21 protein-coding genes are annotated in these 18,247 nt (G+C 44.9%); 13 read left to right on the forward strand and 8 right to left on the reverse strand.

Annotated features, from left to right (window positions below):
- Window positions 1-33: 33 nt before the first annotated feature.
- The 10 genes from rsmI (at window position 34) to mobA (ending at window position 6,409) form a co-directional block, all read left to right on the forward strand.
- A complete protein-coding gene (gene rsmI / locus GCU85_RS02280) occupies window positions 34-885 on the forward strand; it encodes a 16S rRNA (cytidine(1402)-2'-O)-methyltransferase (RefSeq protein WP_152808939.1) in 852 nt (283 codons plus the stop codon).
- A gap of 3 nt (window positions 886-888) precedes the next feature.
- Window positions 889-1,932 carry an aldo/keto reductase gene (locus tag GCU85_RS02285; protein WP_152808941.1) on the forward strand — a complete coding sequence of 348 codons (1,044 nt, stop codon included), beginning with the start codon at window positions 889-891 and terminating at the stop codon, window positions 1,930-1,932.
- A gap of 203 nt (window positions 1,933-2,135) precedes the next feature.
- Window positions 2,136-2,921: a type I methionyl aminopeptidase gene (map, locus tag GCU85_RS02290; protein WP_152808943.1), complete on the forward strand. Its 786-nt coding sequence runs from the start codon at window positions 2,136-2,138 to the stop codon at window positions 2,919-2,921.
- 32 nt (window positions 2,922-2,953) lie between these two features.
- Entirely contained in the window at window positions 2,954-3,433 is a 480-nt protein-coding gene (hisI, locus tag GCU85_RS02295; RefSeq protein WP_235896195.1) for a phosphoribosyl-AMP cyclohydrolase, read from the forward strand.
- 33 nt (window positions 3,434-3,466) lie between these two features.
- The gene (locus GCU85_RS02300) at window positions 3,467-3,787 is read left to right on the forward strand and encodes a phosphoribosyl-ATP diphosphatase (protein WP_152808944.1); all 321 of its coding nucleotides are present in this window, start codon (window positions 3,467-3,469) and stop codon (window positions 3,785-3,787) included.
- 250 nt (window positions 3,788-4,037) lie between these two features.
- Window positions 4,038-4,304, forward strand: a complete 267-nt coding sequence (gene tatA / locus GCU85_RS10295; protein WP_152808946.1) for a twin-arginine translocase TatA/TatE family subunit — start codon at window positions 4,038-4,040, stop codon at window positions 4,302-4,304.
- Window positions 4,282-4,419, forward strand: a complete 138-nt coding sequence (locus tag GCU85_RS09915) for a hypothetical protein (protein WP_218110480.1) — start codon at window positions 4,282-4,284, stop codon at window positions 4,417-4,419. The genes tatA and GCU85_RS09915 overlap by 23 nt, the downstream gene beginning before the upstream one ends.
- Before the next feature lie 10 nt (window positions 4,420-4,429).
- The gene (tatB, locus tag GCU85_RS02310) at window positions 4,430-4,912 is read left to right on the forward strand and encodes a Sec-independent protein translocase protein TatB (RefSeq protein WP_152808948.1); all 483 of its coding nucleotides are present in this window, start codon (window positions 4,430-4,432) and stop codon (window positions 4,910-4,912) included.
- A gap of 8 nt (window positions 4,913-4,920) precedes the next feature.
- Window positions 4,921-5,751 carry a twin-arginine translocase subunit TatC gene (gene tatC / locus GCU85_RS02315; protein WP_152808950.1) on the forward strand — a complete coding sequence of 277 codons (831 nt, stop codon included), beginning with the start codon at window positions 4,921-4,923 and terminating at the stop codon, window positions 5,749-5,751.
- Entirely contained in the window at window positions 5,696-6,409 is a 714-nt protein-coding gene (mobA, locus tag GCU85_RS02320) for a molybdenum cofactor guanylyltransferase MobA (protein WP_152808953.1), read from the forward strand. The genes tatC and mobA overlap by 56 nt, the downstream gene beginning before the upstream one ends.
- A 143-nt stretch (window positions 6,410-6,552) precedes the next feature.
- Here the strand turns inward: mobA and GCU85_RS02325 are convergent, their stop codons facing one another.
- Both GCU85_RS02325 and GCU85_RS02330 read right to left on the reverse strand, forming a co-directional pair.
- Window positions 6,553-7,440 (reverse strand): 4Fe-4S dicluster domain-containing protein, encoded by an 888-nt coding sequence (locus tag GCU85_RS02325; protein ID WP_152808955.1) that lies wholly within the window; start codon window positions 7,438-7,440, stop codon window positions 6,553-6,555.
- Window positions 7,441-7,518: 78 nt separating this feature from the next.
- Window positions 7,519-9,027 (reverse strand): CoA-acylating methylmalonate-semialdehyde dehydrogenase, encoded by a 1,509-nt coding sequence (locus tag GCU85_RS02330; protein WP_218110481.1) that lies wholly within the window; start codon window positions 9,025-9,027, stop codon window positions 7,519-7,521.
- 231 nt (window positions 9,028-9,258) lie between these two features.
- On the opposite strand from GCU85_RS02330, the gene GCU85_RS02335 reads away from it, so the two are divergent.
- The gene (locus GCU85_RS02335) at window positions 9,259-10,680 is read left to right on the forward strand and encodes an aminotransferase family protein (RefSeq protein ID WP_152808959.1); all 1,422 of its coding nucleotides are present in this window, start codon (window positions 9,259-9,261) and stop codon (window positions 10,678-10,680) included.
- A gap of 44 nt (window positions 10,681-10,724) precedes the next feature.
- Here GCU85_RS02335 and GCU85_RS02340 read toward each other — a convergent pair whose 3' ends face one another.
- From GCU85_RS02340 to GCU85_RS02360, 5 genes are all read right to left on the reverse strand, one after another.
- Entirely contained in the window at window positions 10,725-11,480 is a 756-nt protein-coding gene (locus GCU85_RS02340) for an amino acid ABC transporter ATP-binding protein (RefSeq protein WP_152809333.1), read from the reverse strand.
- 70 nt (window positions 11,481-11,550) lie between these two features.
- Entirely contained in the window at window positions 11,551-12,666 is a 1,116-nt protein-coding gene (locus GCU85_RS02345) for an amino acid ABC transporter permease (protein WP_152809335.1), read from the reverse strand.
- Between the two features lie 17 nt (window positions 12,667-12,683).
- Window positions 12,684-13,880 carry an amino acid ABC transporter permease gene (locus GCU85_RS02350; RefSeq protein WP_407944963.1) on the reverse strand — a complete coding sequence of 399 codons (1,197 nt, stop codon included), beginning with the start codon at window positions 13,878-13,880 and terminating at the stop codon, window positions 12,684-12,686.
- Window positions 13,881-14,176: 296 nt separating this feature from the next.
- Window positions 14,177-15,184 carry an amino acid ABC transporter substrate-binding protein gene (locus GCU85_RS02355; protein ID WP_152808963.1) on the reverse strand — a complete coding sequence of 336 codons (1,008 nt, stop codon included), beginning with the start codon at window positions 15,182-15,184 and terminating at the stop codon, window positions 14,177-14,179.
- A 160-nt stretch (window positions 15,185-15,344) separates the two neighbouring features.
- Entirely contained in the window at window positions 15,345-16,055 is a 711-nt protein-coding gene (locus GCU85_RS02360; RefSeq protein ID WP_152808965.1) for an SDR family NAD(P)-dependent oxidoreductase, read from the reverse strand.
- A 350-nt stretch (window positions 16,056-16,405) separates the two neighbouring features.
- Here GCU85_RS02360 and ruvC point away from each other — a divergent pair, with 350 nt between their 5' ends.
- Together ruvC and GCU85_RS02370 are read left to right on the forward strand one after the other, a co-directional pair.
- On the forward strand, window positions 16,406-16,927 hold the full coding sequence (ruvC, locus tag GCU85_RS02365; RefSeq protein ID WP_152808968.1) for a crossover junction endodeoxyribonuclease RuvC: 522 nt from the start codon (window positions 16,406-16,408) through the stop codon (window positions 16,925-16,927).
- A 116-nt stretch (window positions 16,928-17,043) separates the two neighbouring features.
- Window positions 17,044-17,541: a C40 family peptidase gene (locus GCU85_RS02370; RefSeq protein WP_218110482.1), complete on the forward strand. Its 498-nt coding sequence runs from the start codon at window positions 17,044-17,046 to the stop codon at window positions 17,539-17,541.
- Between the two features lie 10 nt (window positions 17,542-17,551).
- On the opposite strand, the gene msrA is transcribed toward GCU85_RS02370, so the two are convergent.
- Window positions 17,552-18,190 (reverse strand): peptide-methionine (S)-S-oxide reductase MsrA, encoded by a 639-nt coding sequence (gene msrA, locus GCU85_RS02375; protein ID WP_218110483.1) that lies wholly within the window; start codon window positions 18,188-18,190, stop codon window positions 17,552-17,554.
- Window positions 18,191-18,247 lie beyond the last annotated feature (57 nt).

The raw sequence follows: 18,247 nt of genomic DNA on the forward strand, positions 1-18,247 counted from the left end.
ACGATAAAAAGCAACCACAGGTAACAACAACCAATGAATTCAACGCCATATGGTCGATTATATGTCGTCGCTACGCCAATAGGCAATTTGGACGATATGACATTCCGCGCCATTGAGACACTAAAAAATGTGCATTGTATTTATGCCGAAGACACTCGGCAGACAAGCAAACTGCTGCAGCATTTTAATATCCAAAATCGTGTCTACCAACTACATAAACACAATGAGAGCCAGCAAAAACACCGCTTAGAGCAGCAATTACGCGCGGGGGAAAACATCGCCATTGTCAGTGATGCAGGCACACCACTTATCTCTGATCCAGGCGCTAATACCATTGCTTATTTACGTGACTTACACCATGAAATCCGCGTAATACCTGGTTGTTCGGCCGTCACATCGGCGCTATCTATTTCTGGATTAACGGCGGATTACTTTTCGTTTATTGGTTTTTTACCGACTAAAAGCAACCAACGAAAAGCGATTTTCAAACAATTCGCTAACACCCAACATACGGTTGTTTTTTTTGAAACCCCTCACCGTATCATCGATTGTCTGGCTGATGCAATGGACGTGTTAGGAACAGACCGAATGCTATTTATTGCTCGCGAGCTCACCAAACAGTTTGAGGAGTCTATTTTATGCCCGCTAAGCGAAGCACAGCATTGGATTCAGGAAAACCCCTACCGCTGCAAAGGCGAATTTGTCCTTGCGTTATCGCCCTGTGTTAAACCACCAATCAACAATGACTGGCAACCGCTGGCTGACTTGATGCTGGACCAAAATATTCCCAATAAATCCATCCATCAAGTCATCACGCAATTTTACAATGCACCCAAAAAAACCGTGTATAATTACCTACTAAACCCACACGAAAAGACGGAGTAAACAATGCGCTACCATGCACTAGGAACGAGTGAGTTACAAGTCAGCGAAATTTGCTTAGGTACAATGACTTGGGGACATCAAAACAGCGAAAATCAAGCCCATGAACAGCTCGATTATGCCATCGCGCATGGCGTTAACTTTATTGACACAGCAGAGATGTATGCCATCCCACCCAAACCTGAAACACAAGGACTCACGGAAAAATACCTTGGTTCATGGCTTCACAAACGCGGCAAACGTGATGACCTTGTTTTAGCAACTAAAATGGCGGGTAAAAATATCCCGTGGATTCGCGAAGGTCGCGGACTAACACCTGCCGATGTAACCACCGCCATCGATAACTCACTCAAGCGACTGCAAACCGATTATATCGACCTTTATCAGCTACATTGGCCGCAACGACTGGTGAATAATTTTGGGGAACGCGATTTTAAAAGCGAACATGCACAAGGCGACGATTATATTTTTGAATTACTAGAAACCCTTAAAAAGCAAATTGATAGCGGCAAAATTCGCGAAGCCGGCCTATCCAACGAAACGCCTTGGGGCATGATGAAATACATGGAGCACCATCGCCAAGACGCCAATTTGCCTCGTATGCAAAGCGTACAAAACCCCTACTCACTCATTCAACGCGAATTTGACAGCCACAGTGCCGAAGTCTGCTTTCGTGAAAATATCGCCATGCTGCCGTATTCACCGATTGGCGGTGGCGTATTGTCAGGCAAATATCTCGACCAAACTGCGATCGCTAGCGCACGATTTAATGACTGGGGCGCAAGCCGTCAATCAGGGCTATCTAACAGTGCGCGCTCTGATGCGGTCAAGCGCTATGTCCAACTCGCCAAGCAGCACGGCATCAGCCCTACAAAGATGGCACTTGCGTTTGTGATTAACCGTTTTTATGTGACTTCAACGATTATTGGCGCAACGACCATGGCGCAACTCGCTGAAAATATCGACAGCGTCAACCTAAGCCTTAGCGATGCCGTACTCAACGAAATCGAGCAAATACACAGCGAACACCCTAGCCCTGCGCTAATATAGCCCCTAAAATCAACCTAAAAACCTAAAACTGGCATTAGGCATCGGGCGGCGGACGGTTAATGACTGCTCTCAGGCATTGCCGCAAAACTGCAACGGGACTGCAACGGGACTGCAACGAGATTACAGCAGTTTCCCGTTAAACCCTCGAAAAATCCGCCGAATTAACGTACAATGGGCGTTTATTTGTCGGATGCTGGTATTTTATGTCTATTATCATCAAAACACCTGAGGAAATTGAAAAAATGCGCGTGGCGTGTCAGTTAGCGGCCAGCGTATTAGAAATGATCGAGCCATTTGTTAACGTCGGCGTATCAACAGAGTCACTTAACCAGCGTTGCCATGATTTTATCGTTAACGAACTCGGCGCCATTCCTGCACCACTCAATTACCACGGTTTTCCTAAATCCATTTGCACCAGTGTGAATCATGTCGTTTGTCACGGCATTCCAAGCGACACCAAAAAACTCAAAAAAGGCGATATTATTAATATCGACATCACGATTATTAAAGACGGTTATCATGGCGATACCAGCAAGATGTTTTTCGTTGGCGAACCCAGTGTCCTCGCGAGACGACTATGCCGCGTCACATACCAATCCCTGCTCATTGCAATCGAACAAGTCAAACCTGGCGCGACCTTTGGCGATATTGGCCACGCCATTCAACAATACGCACAAAAGGAACGCTTTGGCGTTGTACGCGAATTTTGCGGGCATGGCATCGGCAAATCGTTTCACGAACCCCCCCATGTGCTTCATTATGGCGAGGCAGGCACCAAAGAGACCATTGCGCCTGGTATGATTTTCACCATTGAACCTATGCTAAACGCAGGTAAAGCCCCGACAAAAACACTCAATGATGGCTGGACCGCTGTCACCCGCGACAAATCCTTGTCCGCTCAGTATGAGCACACTATACTGGTTACCGAAACTGGGCATGAAATACTCACCCTGCGTCAGGAAGAGAAAGAAAATCGGTTTATCATTTAATCCCCAGCGCCCTAAAAAATTGAAACAAGCACATGACAACACCAACAGAAAATAACGCTTCACACCCAAAAATGCCAGAAAAAACACATCAAACAACCGACGAATTTATTAATGAATTTATCGACGAATTTATCGCCAAAGCCGTTTTCAACAAACAAGGGCTAATCCCTGCCATCGCACAAGATGTGCATACCCAGACCGTATTAATGATGGCATGGATGAACGCAGACAGCCTGCGACTCACCCTAGAAAAGCAAGAGATGGTGTATTATTCACGTTCGCGCCAGCAACTATGGCATAAAGGCGAAACGTCAGGGCACACGCAAAAAGTTCACCGCATTATGCTAGACTGTGATGCCGATGCCCTACTCGCACAAGTCGAACAAATCGGCGGCATTGCCTGCCATACGGGGCGTAACCACTGTTTTTTTCAGGAATACACCCCTAGCGGGATTAAAATCAACACGCCGGTGATTAAAAGCCCAACCGCTATTTATTCATCATCTGATTAAATCATACACAAACAACAATCAACCCTCCTTATTATGCATACCATTTTTTCCACCTTAGAATCATTAATCGCTGATAGGCTTCAAGCCGCCCCCGAAGCCTCTTATGTCGCCAGCCTTAACGCCAAAGGACTGGATGCCATCCTCAAAAAAATCGGTGAAGAAAGTAGTGAAGTCATTATTGCCGCTAAAAATGCCAGCCATGATGAAATCGTCTATGAAGCTTGCGACCTGATTTTTCACTTGTTTATCCTGTTAAAACAACAAAACATCCCACTTAGCGACATTGAAAAAGAACTAACCCGCCGATTAGGTGTCTCTGGATTGACTGAAAAAGCCAATCGCAATACCAATTAGCCCACTGCCAATTAGCCCACTGCTTTACTTGTTGCCCTGCTTGTCGCTTTACTTGTCGCCCTGCTTGCCACTATGACTTGTCGTATTGTTATTGTTACGCCTAACGTGTTACGCCTAACGTGTGACACCTAACGTGAAATATCCGTCACAACACTGACACACCTAAAAAAATGGCGTATAATGCGAGCAAGCATTGGGTTAAAACGGGTTAGACACGTAAAAAGCGTAAAAATAACAGGAGAAATCAGACATGGGCGGAATTAGTTTATGGCAAATCGCCATTGTTATCATTATTATTGCAATATTATTTGGCGGCAAGCGACTACGTAATTTAGGCGGCGACTTGGGCACCTCGCTCAAAGGCTTTAAAAAAGCCATCAAAGACGATGACGAGCCAAAAAAAACAGACCACTTAACCAATCAGTCCTCGACTGAAAGCAGTCCGACTGATACGACATCAACCGACAATCAATCGACAGAAACCATCGACAGTCATGGAAGCAACAAAGATTCGTAAATCCGTTGCGTTCATTAACGGTTCAGCGGTGGTTTATTGGTGGTTTATTGGTGGTTTATTGGTGGTTTATTGGTGGTTTATTGGTGCTGCCATGCAAACCACGCCGCAACAATAGGTAAGTAGCGATGATATCTGGCATTGGGTTCAGCGAACTGCTGTTTATTGCGGCACTGGCACTGCTGGTATTTGGCCCCGACAAACTCCCTGGCGTTATTCGTAGCACGGCGGCTTACATTCGTCAATTTAAGCGCACGCTGCACGATGTCAAAAGCGAAGTCACTCGTGAGCTAGACCTAGATAATATACAATCGGATTTTAAAGCCACTAAAGATGACACACAACAACTCCTTGGCTTTGATGAGTTACAAGAATCGCTACAGGAACTGCGAAAAAACTCAGAGACCCTCGCTGAATTCGACGAGGACGGATTTGAATACGCAGACAGCACGCAGGACAAAACTATTTACGATGACGTTGATATTAATGATATCATTGAAAACAAAGGCAGCAGCGCTTATAACGCGACGTTACCTGACCCGAATGAGCAAGCCAGCACGGGCGTTGAAGCCGAACTACCGACTCAGGCTAATTCTAGCCCAAAGGATTAGATACCATCATGTCGCATCATAAAGAAGAATCACTCATCTCACACCTGCAAGAACTCCGTTCGCGTCTGATAAAAATCCTCGTTGTCTTGTTGGTCTTATTTTTAATCGCTGCCCTATTTAGTCGCGAACTATTTGAACTCTTTGCGCGCCCAATTATCTTGTCATTGACTGACAGCAATAGCTTAACCATTCGCAAACCCTTAGACAGTTTTTTAATTCCGTTAAAGCTCAGCTTATTTACTGCCTTTATCTTAACCTTGCCTTGGACGCTCTACCAAGTCTGGGCGTTTGTTGCACCTGGTCTGTACAAAACCGAACGCAAACTCGTCTATCCTCTCGTTATTTCAAGCACCGCCTTATTTTATCTCGGCATGCTGTTTGCCTACTTCATTGTGTTGCCACTGGCGTTTAAATTTTTGTCTGGTTTTACCCCCACAGGGGCCAATTATACGCCAGATATTGCGTATTATTTTTCCTTTGTTTTTACCGTTTTTTTTGCGTTTGGCATTGCCTTTGAAATCCCGATAGCGACCATCCTTGTCGTAGCGCTAGGGATTACCGACATCGACACTATTAAATCAAAACGCCGCCATATTATTGTTGCTGCGTTTATTTTTGGTATGCTGCTAACGCCACCCGATATTATTTCTCAAACATTGTTAGCCCTCCCTGTACTACTATTGTTTGAAATTGGCTTATTGTTCGCCAAACGCTTTGAAAACCGCAGCCCAGCAAGTGATTCTGTAAGTGATTCTGTAAGTGATTCTGTAAGCAATCCATCAAATGACAGGCCAAGCGATAGACCAAACAATAGACCAAGCGACACACCTGCTGAATAAGCATCCGTTTCGCAATCGACCCAATACAGCGACCCAATACAACGAACAACGAACAATGAACCCTAAAAAAACAATTATTGACGGATTATTAGGCGTTGTGCTCTGTGGTGGTCGAGCCACGCGAATGCAGGGCCTAGATAAAGGCCTCGTTTTATTCAAAGAACGCCCGCTCGCCAGCTACGGCATCCATGCGCTGGCCAATTGTCAACGCGTCATTGTCAACGCCAATCGCAATATGGATGTGTATAAAGAGACGTTTAACTTACCCGTTATCCCAGATGACAACCAGGCTTTTGATGGTCCACTGGCGGGTTTGCTCGCTGCCATGCGGTTTGCCCACGCACAAAACCTAACTTGGGTTATCAGCGTTCCATGCGATAGTCCTTTTATCTCAAGCGATTATGTCAGCACCATGTGGCAAGCCACAGCCGCGCATCCGCAGCGTATTTTTATTGCAAACGATGGCTATAATCAGCCCGTTTTCACCTTGATTAGCACCGATCTAATCGACGAATTAGCGCATTTTTTAACGGGCGATCATAAAAAAATACTTAAATTTTACCAAGCAATAGGCTATCAAACGGTGTCATTTAACACGTCAACTGCCTTTATCAATCTCAACTCACTCACAGACCTTGATGCACAATCGGCACAATAAACCTCACGTGATTACTCTTGCTTAATTTGCTGATTAAGTGCAATAGCCAGCTAAACTAAAGCAGCCGTTCCAGGCAGTCTTTTCAGAAGAGCCCAGAAGCGTATAATAACTTAGTTAATGTTTATATTGCCTTTTATTTGATTTTATTGGCTTTTGTTGGCTTTTATTGCCGATTTAATGAATTGCTTCATGTGAAATTGTGCGTGCGCCGTTTCATAGCGGTAGACCGCGCCGACAGGACACGCCAGTCGCGCCTGACAGGTATAGGCGACACACGCATTCTCGCCATTCTCGCCATTAAAGCCATCGACGTTATTACCATTATTATCTTGGCGCTTGTCATCATTCGCTGTGTCGTGAATCAAATAACGAGTACACCCCTGATAATCATAACCGTGCGGCTGAAACGCCCCAACAGGGCAAACCGATAAACACGGTTTATCTGGGCAGCTGTCGCAGAGGCCTTTTGCTACCTTTGATAGTGTTGGCATTCTAGTTGATTTTTTAGGCAACCTTGTGGCAGACAGCTTAGCTATAAATTCCATTGTTGGCTCAACAGGCAGTCCAGTACGCACCCGACAAGCAAATCGACAGGCAGACCACAATCCATAGTCGCGATGTATCAACAGTCCCAGAGCAGAAGATTCATAAGCCCCAGTACGCTTTAGCCACTGGATAAACGGATAACGCGGCTCACCAAATGGAAAGAAACAGTCCCCACCGAGTTGTTCAGCAAATTGCTGCCCAATCCGTTGACTCCATTGATCCAACGGATCGGGTACCGCCTGTTGGTATTCGCGAGAGGCTTGGAACGCAGACCAAATAGACGACCCCGCATTACCAAATAGCAGTAGCGCTTGTGTGTCCTGTGTCGGTGTGTCCTGCGCTTGGATTTTTGTCCCTTGCGTTTTTTGCCCTTGCGTCGTTGGTAAGCCATCCGCTTGATTGACAACAAAACCGCCTAAAAAAACCACACCAAATTCATTACTGAGCGCATCAATGTGTTGCTCGATGTCGCTTATTCTAGTCATAGATTTAGATTTGGGCTTGGGTTTAGATTTAGGTTTGGATAATCATTCCGTTTCATCCCATTATCGATTTTCCTATGGTTACGCATCCTTACCACCTTGGAAATTAAACTGAGCGCCTTGTCGAATCCCCGATGGCCAACGGGTCGTGACCGTTTTCAGGCGTGTATAAAAACGCACGCCTTCCATGCCGTGAATGGCGGCACTGCCGAATAATGAGCGTTTCCAGCCACCAAAACTATGCATCGCCACAGGAACAGGAATCGGTACATTAACACCCACCATGCCGGCCTCAACGTGCATACTAAAATGTCGTGCCGCATCGCCATCCCGTGTAAAAATCGCAGCCCCATTGCCATACGCATGCGTATTGATTAACGCCAGTGCATCCGCATACTCCTTGACACGAACAATCGACAGCACTGGACCAAAAATTTCATCCAAATAAATCGACATCGTCGGTTGTACATGATCAAATAAACTGCCGCCCAAGAAAAAACCTTTACCAACTGACGTGTCTCTACCATCAATTTTCAGTGTTGCACCCTGCGCTACGCCTTGTTCAATATAATCCACGATACGATTTTTGCTGTCTTGGCTAACCACTGGACCCATTTCAACGTCTTTTTCATGATAAGCACCAACCCGCAATTGTTGTACTTTTGGTGCTAACTGCTCAATGAGTTGTTCGGCTGTTTCATCGCCAACCGTAATGACCACAGATACGGCCATACAACGCTCGCCCGCTGAGCCATAGGCCGCACCGAGAATCGCATCACAGGCTTGGGTTAAATCGGCATCGGGCATCACGACTAAATGATTTTTAGCGCCACACAATGCTTGAACGCGTTTGTGATGATGGCTGGCTTCTCGATAAATAGACTCACCTACTGGTGTCGAGCCGACAAAGCTTATCGCTTTGACCAATGGGTGTTGCAACAACACATCAACCGCGGCTTTACCACCAACTAAAGTATTCAGCACACCTGCTGGCAAGCCTGCCTCATACATTAATTCAGTCAAGCGCAAACCGCACGATGGCGTCTTTTCGGAAAGTTTTAAAACAAACGTATTACCACAAGCGATGGCAACAGGATACATCCACATTGGCACCATGGCTGGAAAATTAAACGGCGTAATACCTGCACAAACCCCCAACGGTTGGCGTAAATTATAACTATCAATGCCACTGGATACTTCTGCGGTAAAATCAGATTTCAAATGATTATTAATAGCCGTACAGAATTCGACCACTTCTAATCCTCGTGCGATTTCTCCTTTGGCGTCATCGATTGTTTTGCCATGTTCTTGTGAGATGAGCTGTGCTAACTCATCGGTATGCTGGATGATTAACTGCCGATAATTAAACAGCATTTGCGCGCGTTTGGATGGCGTTACTGCTCGCCATGCCTCACTCCGCTCATGCGCGACTTCAATCGCCAATCTCACGTCATCAGCACTCGCTGCCTGCACTCGGCGAATGATTTTGCCCGTTGCTGGGTTATAAATTGAATAGACTTCATCGGCGCGACCCTTAACAGGCTGCGCATCGATAATATGCTTTAATTCTATGACGTCATTCATCATCATGCCTTTTGTCGAAATCTGCTTATTTACACTAACCTACCACTAAATGGGCATTTTTTCCATCATTTAGCGGATTTATTTTGCAAAAATACACGCATCGAAAAGCCGTTATATTTTTTCAGCAAAATCCATTATTTTATGCTAATGTAGCTATAGGAGTTTATTTTCGTTATACAAGCCATGCCCCATATTGATAAACAACTTACACGACTAACACCATAGGCAGATAAACCAATGTCTACAGACAAAACCAACCCACCAGGTGCCAACGACAGCCAAACGCTACGCCAATTTGATCAGCAGCATGTTTGGCATCACCTAACACAACATAAAGCGCTTGAACAAAATCCAGCCCTCATGATACGCAGCGGTAATGGCATGATGGTAACCGACACCGATGGCAATCAGTATCTGGATGCAACATCAGGTGGTGTCTGGACGGTGAACCTCGGATACGGCCGCCAGCAAATTGTCGATGCCATTGCAAAACAACTCAGCGATCTGCCCTATTTCGCTGGCGCATTGGGTAATGAACCTGCGGCGAAGTTTGCTAAAGTACTTGCGGATTTATTACCCAACCTGTCACGTATTTATTATGCCAGCTCAGGCTCTGAAGCCAATGAAAAAGCTTATAAAATCGTACGTCAGCTCAGTCAATCCAGCAGCCGCCAAGGCAAACGCAAAATCGTTTACCGCGACCGCGACTATCACGGCACAACAATCGCCGCGCTGAGTAGCTCAGGGCATAATGAACGCAAAGCACAGTACGGTCCTTTTTTGGATGACTTTGTCGAAATTCCGCATTGTTGCTGCTACCGCTGTCCATTTAATAAAACCTACCCAAGCTGCAATATCGAATGCGCTCAGGCTTTCGAAAGCGAAATATTAAAACAAGGTCCTGATACTGTCGGTAGCGTGGTTTTAGAGTCCATCACCGCAGGCGGTGGCGTGATTGTGCCTGTACCTGAGTATTTACCGATGATTGCTGATATTTGTAAGCAATACGGTGTGTTGCTGCATATTGATGAAGTGGTCACAGGAATGGGGCGCACAGGGACTTGGTTTGGATTTGAGCACTTTAACGTCTTCCCTGATATGATTACCTTAGCCAAGGGGCTTGCTGGCGGTTATGCTGCGATTTCAGTCCTCGCGACAACCGAGACAATTTTTGAAGCGTTTAAAACTGATACCAACGACCCACTCAATTATTTTAGGGATATTAGTACATTTGGCGGCTGTACCGCAGGACCTGCCGCCGCGCTTGCCAATATAGACATTATTCAAACCGAAAACTTACTCAACAATGCAAAAATTATGGGCGATTATTTCATACAACAGCTCAGAGGCTTAGCTGAAAAACACCCCTGCATAGGCGATATTCGAGGCAAGGGGCTATTCATTGGGATTGAGCTAGTTGACGACAGAAAAACCAAACACCCTGTCGATGAAGCGCGTATGACCCGTGTGTTTTTGCATTGCTTGCAACATGGCGTAATGATAGGTCGCTCAAACCGTAGCGTGGCAGGATTAAATAACGTATTGCTTTTAAGCCCTGCATTGATTTGTGACAAAGCCAAAGCCGATGACATCATCACCGCCATTGATGCTGCCCTCACCGCGACTTTTAAACAAACTGTGTTTAAACAGACGGTGTAACGAATCGCACCAAATTACCAGCCAACTGACCAAACGGTAGGCGATTAAAAGGCAGTATTAATCTGGCTCAAAAACTTTTGCGTCCGCTCATTTTGTGGATTATCAAAGAAATTGATTGGATCGTTTTCTTCGATAATTTCGCCGGCGTCCATAAAAATCACGCGATCGGCAACCGCGCGCGCGAATCCCATTTCATGGGTCACGCAGAGCATGGTCAAGCCTTCTTCTGCCAAATCTTTCATGGTTTCTAGTACTTCATTAATCATTTCAGGGTCTAGCGCAGACGTTGGTTCGTCAAACAGCATGATTTTCGCTTCCATACACAATGAACGCGCAATCGCCACCCGTTGTTGCTGCCCACCAGATAATTGTCCAGGGAATTTATTCGCTTGCTCAGGAATTTTGACACGCTCCAAAAAGTACATCGCTGTTTTCTCTGCTTCTTTTTTGGGTTTTTTGCTAACCCAAATCGGTGCTAAAGTGAGATTTTGCATAACCGTCAGATGCGGAAACAAATTAAAATGCTGAAACACCATACCGACTTCGCGACGAATGGCTTCAACCACTTTAATATCATTAGTCAGCGGAATGCCGTCCACGACAATATCGCCTTTCTGGTGCTCTTCTAGGTGGTTAATACAGCGAATAACGGTGGATTTTCCTGAGCCAGATGGACCACAAATAACAATTCGCTCACCTTTGTTAACGGATAAATTGATATTTTTTAGCACATGAAAATCGCCGTACCACTTGTGAACGCCTTTCATTTCGATAATCGGCTTATTATTTTTTTCTGTCATCATTCTCTCTCTTTCATTCGTCTGATTGATGGGATATTGTAATGCGCTAGGGCGATAGCGGTTTACCGTGTTATCGCTTGTGCCCTGTGTGCAGTTTGTCTTCTAAATATTTACTATAGCGTGACATCGCATAACAACAGCAAAAGTAAACCAACGTCGCAAAGACATAGCCTTCGGTGTTATAGCCTAGCCACTTAGGGTCTTGCGATGCCGTTTGTATAATGCCTAAAAAATCATACAATCCGATGATTAGCACCAGCGTTGTGTCTTTAAACAAACCAATAAACGTATTTACAATCCCAGGAATCACGATTTTGAGCGCCTGAGGCAGCACAATAAAGCCCATGGCTTTCCAGTAGGTCAACCCCAGCGATTGGGCGGCCTCTACCTGCCCTTTGGGCACTGCCTGCAACCCACCGCGAACCACCTCTGCCATATAGGCCGAAGCAAACAGGGCAATCGCAATCAACGCACGCAATAATTTATCAAAACTCATCCCCTCGGGCAAAAACATGGGGAACATCACCGATGACATAAATAACACCGTAATCAACGGCACGCCGCGCCAAAATTCAATAAATACAATACAAATCGAGCGGATAATCGGCATATCCGAGCGTCGTCCCAGCGCCAGTAATATCCCGATGGGTAACGAAGCAACAATGCCGACAAATGAAATCACTAGCGTCAATGAAAAACCGCCCCACTTATCCGTAGTAACATCAACCAAGCCAAACATGCCACCGCGAAACAAGACAAAGGCAATCGCCGGGAATATCACGAGCATAAAGACACCTGCCCACGCTTTTTTAGGCAAATTGGGCCAGACTAAATAGATAATACCGACGGCAAATAGGACAAAAAGGGTATTGATTCGCCAGCGCTCTTCTGACGGATAAAAGCCGTAAATAAATTGATCTAAACGTGCATTAATAAACGTCCAACAGGCACCAACCCCTTCGACCTTGCAAAGCGCAGGGTCATTCCCCCCCCAAGAGGCGGTAAACACTGCCCAGTTTAAAAAGGGTGGCACTGTCCAGACAATAATCGCCACGCCAATCAAGGTCAAAATCGTGTTGGAAATTGACGAAAATAGATTTTTTCTTAACCAAGCAATTAGCCCTTTTTCCAATAATGGCGGTGGCAAATCAGGGTGTTCGCCTGGTTTGTAGGTTTGGTTATTCATTAGCTCACTCATCGTTATTACCTCTCCACCAATGCGACACGCTTGTTATACCAATTCATAAAGGCGGCAATCGACAAGGAAATCGTCAGATACGCCAGCATCGTCAAAGCAACACACTCAATGGCTTGCCCTGTGTTGTTGAGTACCGTGCCTGAAAATACCGACACCAATTCAGGATAAGCAATGGCCGCCGCCAATGAAGAGTTTTTCGCCAAATTCAAATATTGACTGGCAAGTGGCGGAATAATGACGCGTAACGCTTGGGGGATAATCACCAGACGCAATGTATACGAAGGCTTAATCCCTAACGAAAATGCCGCCTCGGTTTGTCCGTGGCTAACCGACATAATCCCTGCTCGGACGTTTTCGGCGATAAATGCACCAGTATAAATGCTTAGTGAAAACCACAGCGCCAAAAATTCTGGTGGAATAGTCATACCACCACTAAAATTAAAGCGACCTGCCTCAGGGTGATCGAAACTGATCGGCATTCCTGCTAACATCGCGCCTAACAAAGGCAGTCCTAACAACATCGCGGTATTCACCCAAAATACCGGCAGTTGTTCGCCTGTGGCGAATTGTTTCTTTTTTGCGTAGCGATAAAAAGCAATCGCACCGACAATGCCTGCAATCAATCCTGCCGTAATTAACCAAGCACCCGATTCAAAAACTGGCTTAGGCATCGTTAATCCGCGATTACTTAGAAACGCATTACCGCCCAAGAACCCAGGTCCGGCCATCACTTCACGCGCACTCGGCAACGCACTGAGTACGGCAAAATACCAAAAGAAAATTTGTAGTAGTAGTGGTGTATTACGAAATAACTCAACATAAACCGTCGCAATTTTTCTAATTACCCAGTTTTTTGACAGCCGCGATACCCCCATGACGACACCAATAATCGTGGCGGCAATAATCCCTAACACGGAGACTAACAACGTATTCAGTAGCCCTACAAAAAATACGCGTCCATTGCTGTCAGTCGACGTGTAGCTGATTAACTTAAAATCAATTTCAAAACCAGCGGCACGCTTTAAAAAATCAAACCCCGATGAAATACCCCGCGATTCTAAATTTTGCACGGTATTGCTAAACAATGTCCACCCAGCAACCACGACGATAGTCGTCAATAACAACTGGAAAAAAAGACTGCGATACTTGGGATTATTCCATGCTTTTTGCTGCATATGGATTGCCTGCGTGTTGGCTATCATTTCGCTCATGTGTCAAACACTCTCAGTAAAGTTTAATTATAATAATTGATTAAGCTAGGCTAGTACTATTTTTACTGTTTTTTTGTACTATAGCTCTCGAACTGTGTGCTTTTGTGCACTTTTACATATCTTGGCGATTTTTTCACTGCCAACTTATTATCTAATCGTTATCGATTGATTACCATTATTTCCTTTTAATTTTAATGTTAATTGGATGTTAGTTAAAAGGCAAATAAAAGGTAATAGTGATATGCCGACTACTATTGCAGTCGGCATACTGCGCTGCGCTTATTGAATTAGCGAATTGGCGCCGCGTACATGATACCACCGTCATTCCACAAACGGTTCAGACCACGATCGATAGTGGTTGCGGCATTAGGGCCTAGGTTTCTGTCATACATTTCACCATAGTTACCTACGTGCTTAATGATGCTGGCACACCAATTCTCTGACAATCCAATTGACTTACCAAACTCGCCATCAACACCGACTAGGCGCTTGATGTTCGGATTGTCTGATTTTTTCATTTCCTCAACATTGCTAGACGTCACACCTAATTCTTCGGCGTTAATCATACAGCTACGAGACCATTCTACCAAATCCAACCATGCATCATCGCCATGACGCACCGCTGGTGCGAGTGGTTCTTTGGATATAACTTCAGGTAAAATCATGTGATCAGACGGTGTTTTCAAGCTAATGCGATAAGACTCTAACCCCGAAATATCGGTTGATACCACATCGCAACGCCCTGCATCGTATGCAGAAATAACTTCGTCTTTTTTCTCAAAAACAACGGGCTTAAAGGCCAAATTATTGGCTTTGAAATAGTCGTTAATATTGAGTTCGGTTGTCGTACCAGTATCAGTACAAACCGCCGCGCCGTCTAATTCCTTGGCCGAGCTCACACCTAAGCTTTTACGCACCATAAAGCCCTGACCATCATAGTATGTCACGCCAACAAAATTTAATCCAAGCGTGGCATCGCGACTCATGGTCTCGGTGGTATTTCTTGACAATAAATCGACTTCGCCACTTTGAATGGCGGTAAAGCGTTCTTTGGCCGATAATGGCACAAATCGGGCTTTGCTTGGATCATCAAAGATTGCCGATGCCACGGCACGACAAAAATCTACGTCAATTCCTGACCAGTTATTTTTGTCATCCGCAACTGAAAACCCTGCAATACCCTGTGATGCACCACAAACGAGTTCGCCTTTGGATTTAACTGACGCTAATGTACTCTGTGCTTGCACAGCAGAAAAAGCACTAAGTATTGCCATCGTATAGAGTGTTTTTTTCATATTTTTCCCCTTATTGTGTGATTGTATTTTAGTTATTGTTACTATAAATTCAGGTAAATCATATTACCACTTTTACAAAAAAGCAAGCAAACATTTTTTCACAAAAGAAAATAACTATTATTTTCAAATAAATAGATTTTTTAACCGTCGCATTAGCAGGCTAAGGCTGTATTTCATGCCCGGCATAATCAAATACTCGTCCACTATCCGTGGTGTCTAATTTGCCTAACACGTCAAGTAATTGCTGTGCACTGTGGTTAGGTGAAAATAATTGTGCATCTGGTATGTTAGCCTGAAAGGGTTTTGATAATTGACTGTTTACAGTGCCTGGGTGTAAGCCGACAAATATGCTCTTTGGATGGCTGCGTTTATATTCGATGCTCGCGCATTTAATCATCATGTTAAGGGCGCTTTTAGAGGCGCGGTAGCTGTACCAACCCCCGAGTCGATTGTCGCTAATACTGCCCACGCGGGCTGATAATGCGGCGCATAGTGTGCGGCTTGATTTGTTGAGTTTTGGCATAAAGTGCTTCATGATTAATGCTGGTGCAAACGTGTTGACGTTAAAGATTTTTTGCATGGCAAATAATTCAACTTGGCGCAGCGATTTTTCAGGTTGCACGTGGCTGTCATGTAGCATACCAAGGGTGATAATAATCATATCAAGTGGCACGGTGATGTCGTTGGCGCATTTTTGTAATGATTCATCACTAAGTGGATCGACACAGAAACTGTGTATATTTCGTTGTTCAAAGAACATATCCTGACGCGACCCGGCATATATCGTGCAGGATTCATGTTGTTTTGCCAGTTGTTGTGTGATGGCCTGTCCGATGCTGCCGGAGGCGCCAAATACCACAATGTGTTTCATGCTGCCCCTTTTTTTAGAATAAAACCTTATCGTAAAGTATCCTCAATCAAAGTACAACCAATAAAGGCATAACCAACAAAAGCGCAACCAACAAAAGCGCAACCAATAAAAACGATTTCGATAAACCCACCAATAAACCTATCCATGAAGCCATTGGGTTGCTATAATCTAAAGCGCACCCAAACAACTACCCAAACAACTACCCAAACAACTACCCAAACAACTACCCAAACAACTACCCAAACAACTACCCAAACAACTACCCAAACAACTACCCAAACAACTACCCAAACAACTACCCAAACAACTACCCAAACAGCCACCTAAGCAACTATAAAGCACAGCATCCCATGACGATAAGAATTCTAGCGATTGACCCTGGCTCAACCATTACAGGCTATGGACTCGTTGATTTTACAGGCAAACAAACCCGCTACGTTGATAGTGGCTGTATTCGGCTGGGTAAAGAAGCGATGCCCATTCGGCTAATGATGATTCACCAAGGCATTCAGGAGTTAATCGCGCATTTTAAGCCTCGTGAATTTGCGATTGAGCAAATTTTTATGCACGCCAACCCAAATTCTGCCTTAAAACTGGGGCAAGCCAGAGGCGTCGCTATTGCCGTCGCTGCCATCCATGGGCTGCCAATTGGCGAATACGCTCCCAAAGCGATTAAAAACGCGATTGTGGGCACAGGGGGTGCGTCCAAAGAACAAGTCCAATACATGGTCAAAACCGTGCTTGGCTTAACGGGCAATATCCAAGCCGATGCGGGAGATGCGCTCGCCATCGCACTCACGCACGCCCATCATTTACAAACGAGCTTGGCACACAAAAAATCGGGGCGATTAGAACTGTGGAATCAATATTGATAACTAACTGATATTGAACGCAAATAAAACAAAACTAAACCAAATCAAACCACATTCATTCTAAAAAACACTTACTTTCAAAGGCCAAAAAATTAACACGGACAGGTAACACCGACATGATGATGATAAAGACAAAAAAAACATTACATAACCTATCGCAGGTGGTATTGATTTTATGGCTTGGCACCAGCCTTAGCGCATGCGCAGTGAATTGGCGTGGTGAATCCGCCAAACAAAAAACCAAAGCACCCGCCACACAGGCACAACTGATGGCATTTTACCAGTCTTGGAAAGGAACACCCTACCGCTTGGGCGGAACGGGGCGTAGCGGCATTGACTGTTCGGCATTTGTCATGCAGGGTTTTCAGCAGATATTTAGTATTGACATGCCACGCACCACAGAAGCGCAAGCAAAAGTCGGTTCGCGAGTAATGTTTTCTGAGCGAAAACCAGGGGATTTGGTTTTTTTCAAAACTGGCTGGAATCTTCGCCACGTTGGTATTTATGTCGGTGATAACCAGTTCATGCACGCCAGCACGAGTAAAGGTGTGATTATTTCATCACTCTCTAATCCTTATTGGGAAAAGTACTATTGGAAAACCACGCGAATTTAATTTTCACACGTTAAGAAATCAGCTTATCGGCAAACAGGGATTTGAATTTTTCTAATTTAGGCTGAATCACTGCCGTACAGTAACGATTTTGCGGATTATTGCGATAATAGTCGAAATGCTCAGGCTCGGCAGGATAGAAATGGGCAAACGGGGCGACTTCTGTCACAATCGATTGCCAGATTTTTTCACTTTCTAAGTAAGCAATCATCGATTGCGCGACGTATTGCTGGTAGTCATCGTGATAAAAAACGACCGAACGATATTGCGTACCGACATCATGCCCTTGTTGATTAAGCGTCGTGGGGTTATGCACGGTAAAGAATAACTTAAGAATATCAATATAACTGATAATGTCTGGCTGGTAGGTGAATTGAATAACCTCTGCATGCCCCGTATCACCTTGACAGACCTGTCGGTACGTTGGATTCTCTGTGTGCCCGCCTGAAAAACCCGGCTGAATATCGCTAATGCCTTTGAGCTGTTGAAAAAATGCCTCCAAACACCAAAAACAACCACCGCCCAAGGTCGCTTGAAAGACGGTATTCTCTAGCATGTCCTCACGCTGTGTGGATTGCTCTGTTGGCTGCTGTGTTTGCGATTGCTGTGTTTGTGATTGCTGTGTTTGCGCTATTGTAAACTCGTTTGTCATTGCATTAACCACCAGTATAAACGGACTAATCATTACCTATCAGGTTACCATCAGCCA

It is taken from the genome of Ostreibacterium oceani (assembly GCF_009362845.1).
In the GTDB taxonomy this organism is placed as follows: domain Bacteria; phylum Pseudomonadota; class Gammaproteobacteria; order Cardiobacteriales; family Ostreibacteriaceae; genus Ostreibacterium; species Ostreibacterium oceani.

What these genes read in the sequence shown, in the direction of transcription:
- GCU85_RS02350 (WP_407944963.1), bottom strand. Translation starts at nt 13,880, where the DNA reads ATGATAGCCAACACGCAGGCAATCCATATGCAGCAAAAAGCATGGAAT.
- GCU85_RS02300 (WP_152808944.1), top strand. Translation starts at nt 3,467, where the DNA reads ATGCATACCATTTTTTCCACCTTAGAATCATTAATCGCTGATAGGCTT.
- GCU85_RS02285 (WP_152808941.1), top strand. Translation starts at nt 889, where the DNA reads ATGCGCTACCATGCACTAGGAACGAGTGAGTTACAAGTCAGCGAAATT.
- tatC (WP_152808950.1), top strand. Translation starts at nt 4,921, where the DNA reads ATGTCGCATCATAAAGAAGAATCACTCATCTCACACCTGCAAGAACTC.
- map (WP_152808943.1), top strand. Translation starts at nt 2,136, where the DNA reads ATGTCTATTATCATCAAAACACCTGAGGAAATTGAAAAAATGCGCGTG.
- GCU85_RS02340 (WP_152809333.1), bottom strand. Translation starts at nt 11,480, where the DNA reads ATGACAGAAAAAAATAATAAGCCGATTATCGAAATGAAAGGCGTTCAC.
- mobA (WP_152808953.1), top strand. Translation starts at nt 5,696, where the DNA reads ATGACAGGCCAAGCGATAGACCAAACAATAGACCAAGCGACACACCTG.
- ruvC (WP_152808968.1), top strand. Translation starts at nt 16,406, where the DNA reads ATGACGATAAGAATTCTAGCGATTGACCCTGGCTCAACCATTACAGGC.
- GCU85_RS09915 (WP_218110480.1), top strand. Translation starts at nt 4,282, where the DNA reads ATGGAAGCAACAAAGATTCGTAAATCCGTTGCGTTCATTAACGGTTCA.
- GCU85_RS02355 (WP_152808963.1), bottom strand. Translation starts at nt 15,184, where the DNA reads ATGAAAAAAACACTCTATACGATGGCAATACTTAGTGCTTTTTCTGCT.
- GCU85_RS02335 (WP_152808959.1), top strand. Translation starts at nt 9,259, where the DNA reads ATGTCTACAGACAAAACCAACCCACCAGGTGCCAACGACAGCCAAACG.
- GCU85_RS02330 (WP_218110481.1), bottom strand. Translation starts at nt 9,027, where the DNA reads ATGATGATGAATGACGTCATAGAATTAAAGCATATTATCGATGCGCAG.
- msrA (WP_218110483.1), bottom strand. Translation starts at nt 18,190, where the DNA reads ATGACAAACGAGTTTACAATAGCGCAAACACAGCAATCACAAACACAG.
- rsmI (WP_152808939.1), top strand. Translation starts at nt 34, where the DNA reads ATGAATTCAACGCCATATGGTCGATTATATGTCGTCGCTACGCCAATA.
- GCU85_RS02325 (WP_152808955.1), bottom strand. Translation starts at nt 7,440, where the DNA reads ATGACTAGAATAAGCGACATCGAGCAACACATTGATGCGCTCAGTAAT.
- GCU85_RS02370 (WP_218110482.1), top strand. Translation starts at nt 17,044, where the DNA reads ATGATGATGATAAAGACAAAAAAAACATTACATAACCTATCGCAGGTG.
- GCU85_RS02345 (WP_152809335.1), bottom strand. Translation starts at nt 12,666, where the DNA reads ATGAATAACCAAACCTACAAACCAGGCGAACACCCTGATTTGCCACCG.
- GCU85_RS02360 (WP_152808965.1), bottom strand. Translation starts at nt 16,055, where the DNA reads ATGAAACACATTGTGGTATTTGGCGCCTCCGGCAGCATCGGACAGGCC.
- tatB (WP_152808948.1), top strand. Translation starts at nt 4,430, where the DNA reads ATGATATCTGGCATTGGGTTCAGCGAACTGCTGTTTATTGCGGCACTG.
- hisI (WP_235896195.1), top strand. Translation starts at nt 2,954, where the DNA reads ATGACAACACCAACAGAAAATAACGCTTCACACCCAAAAATGCCAGAA.
- tatA (WP_152808946.1), top strand. Translation starts at nt 4,038, where the DNA reads ATGGGCGGAATTAGTTTATGGCAAATCGCCATTGTTATCATTATTATT.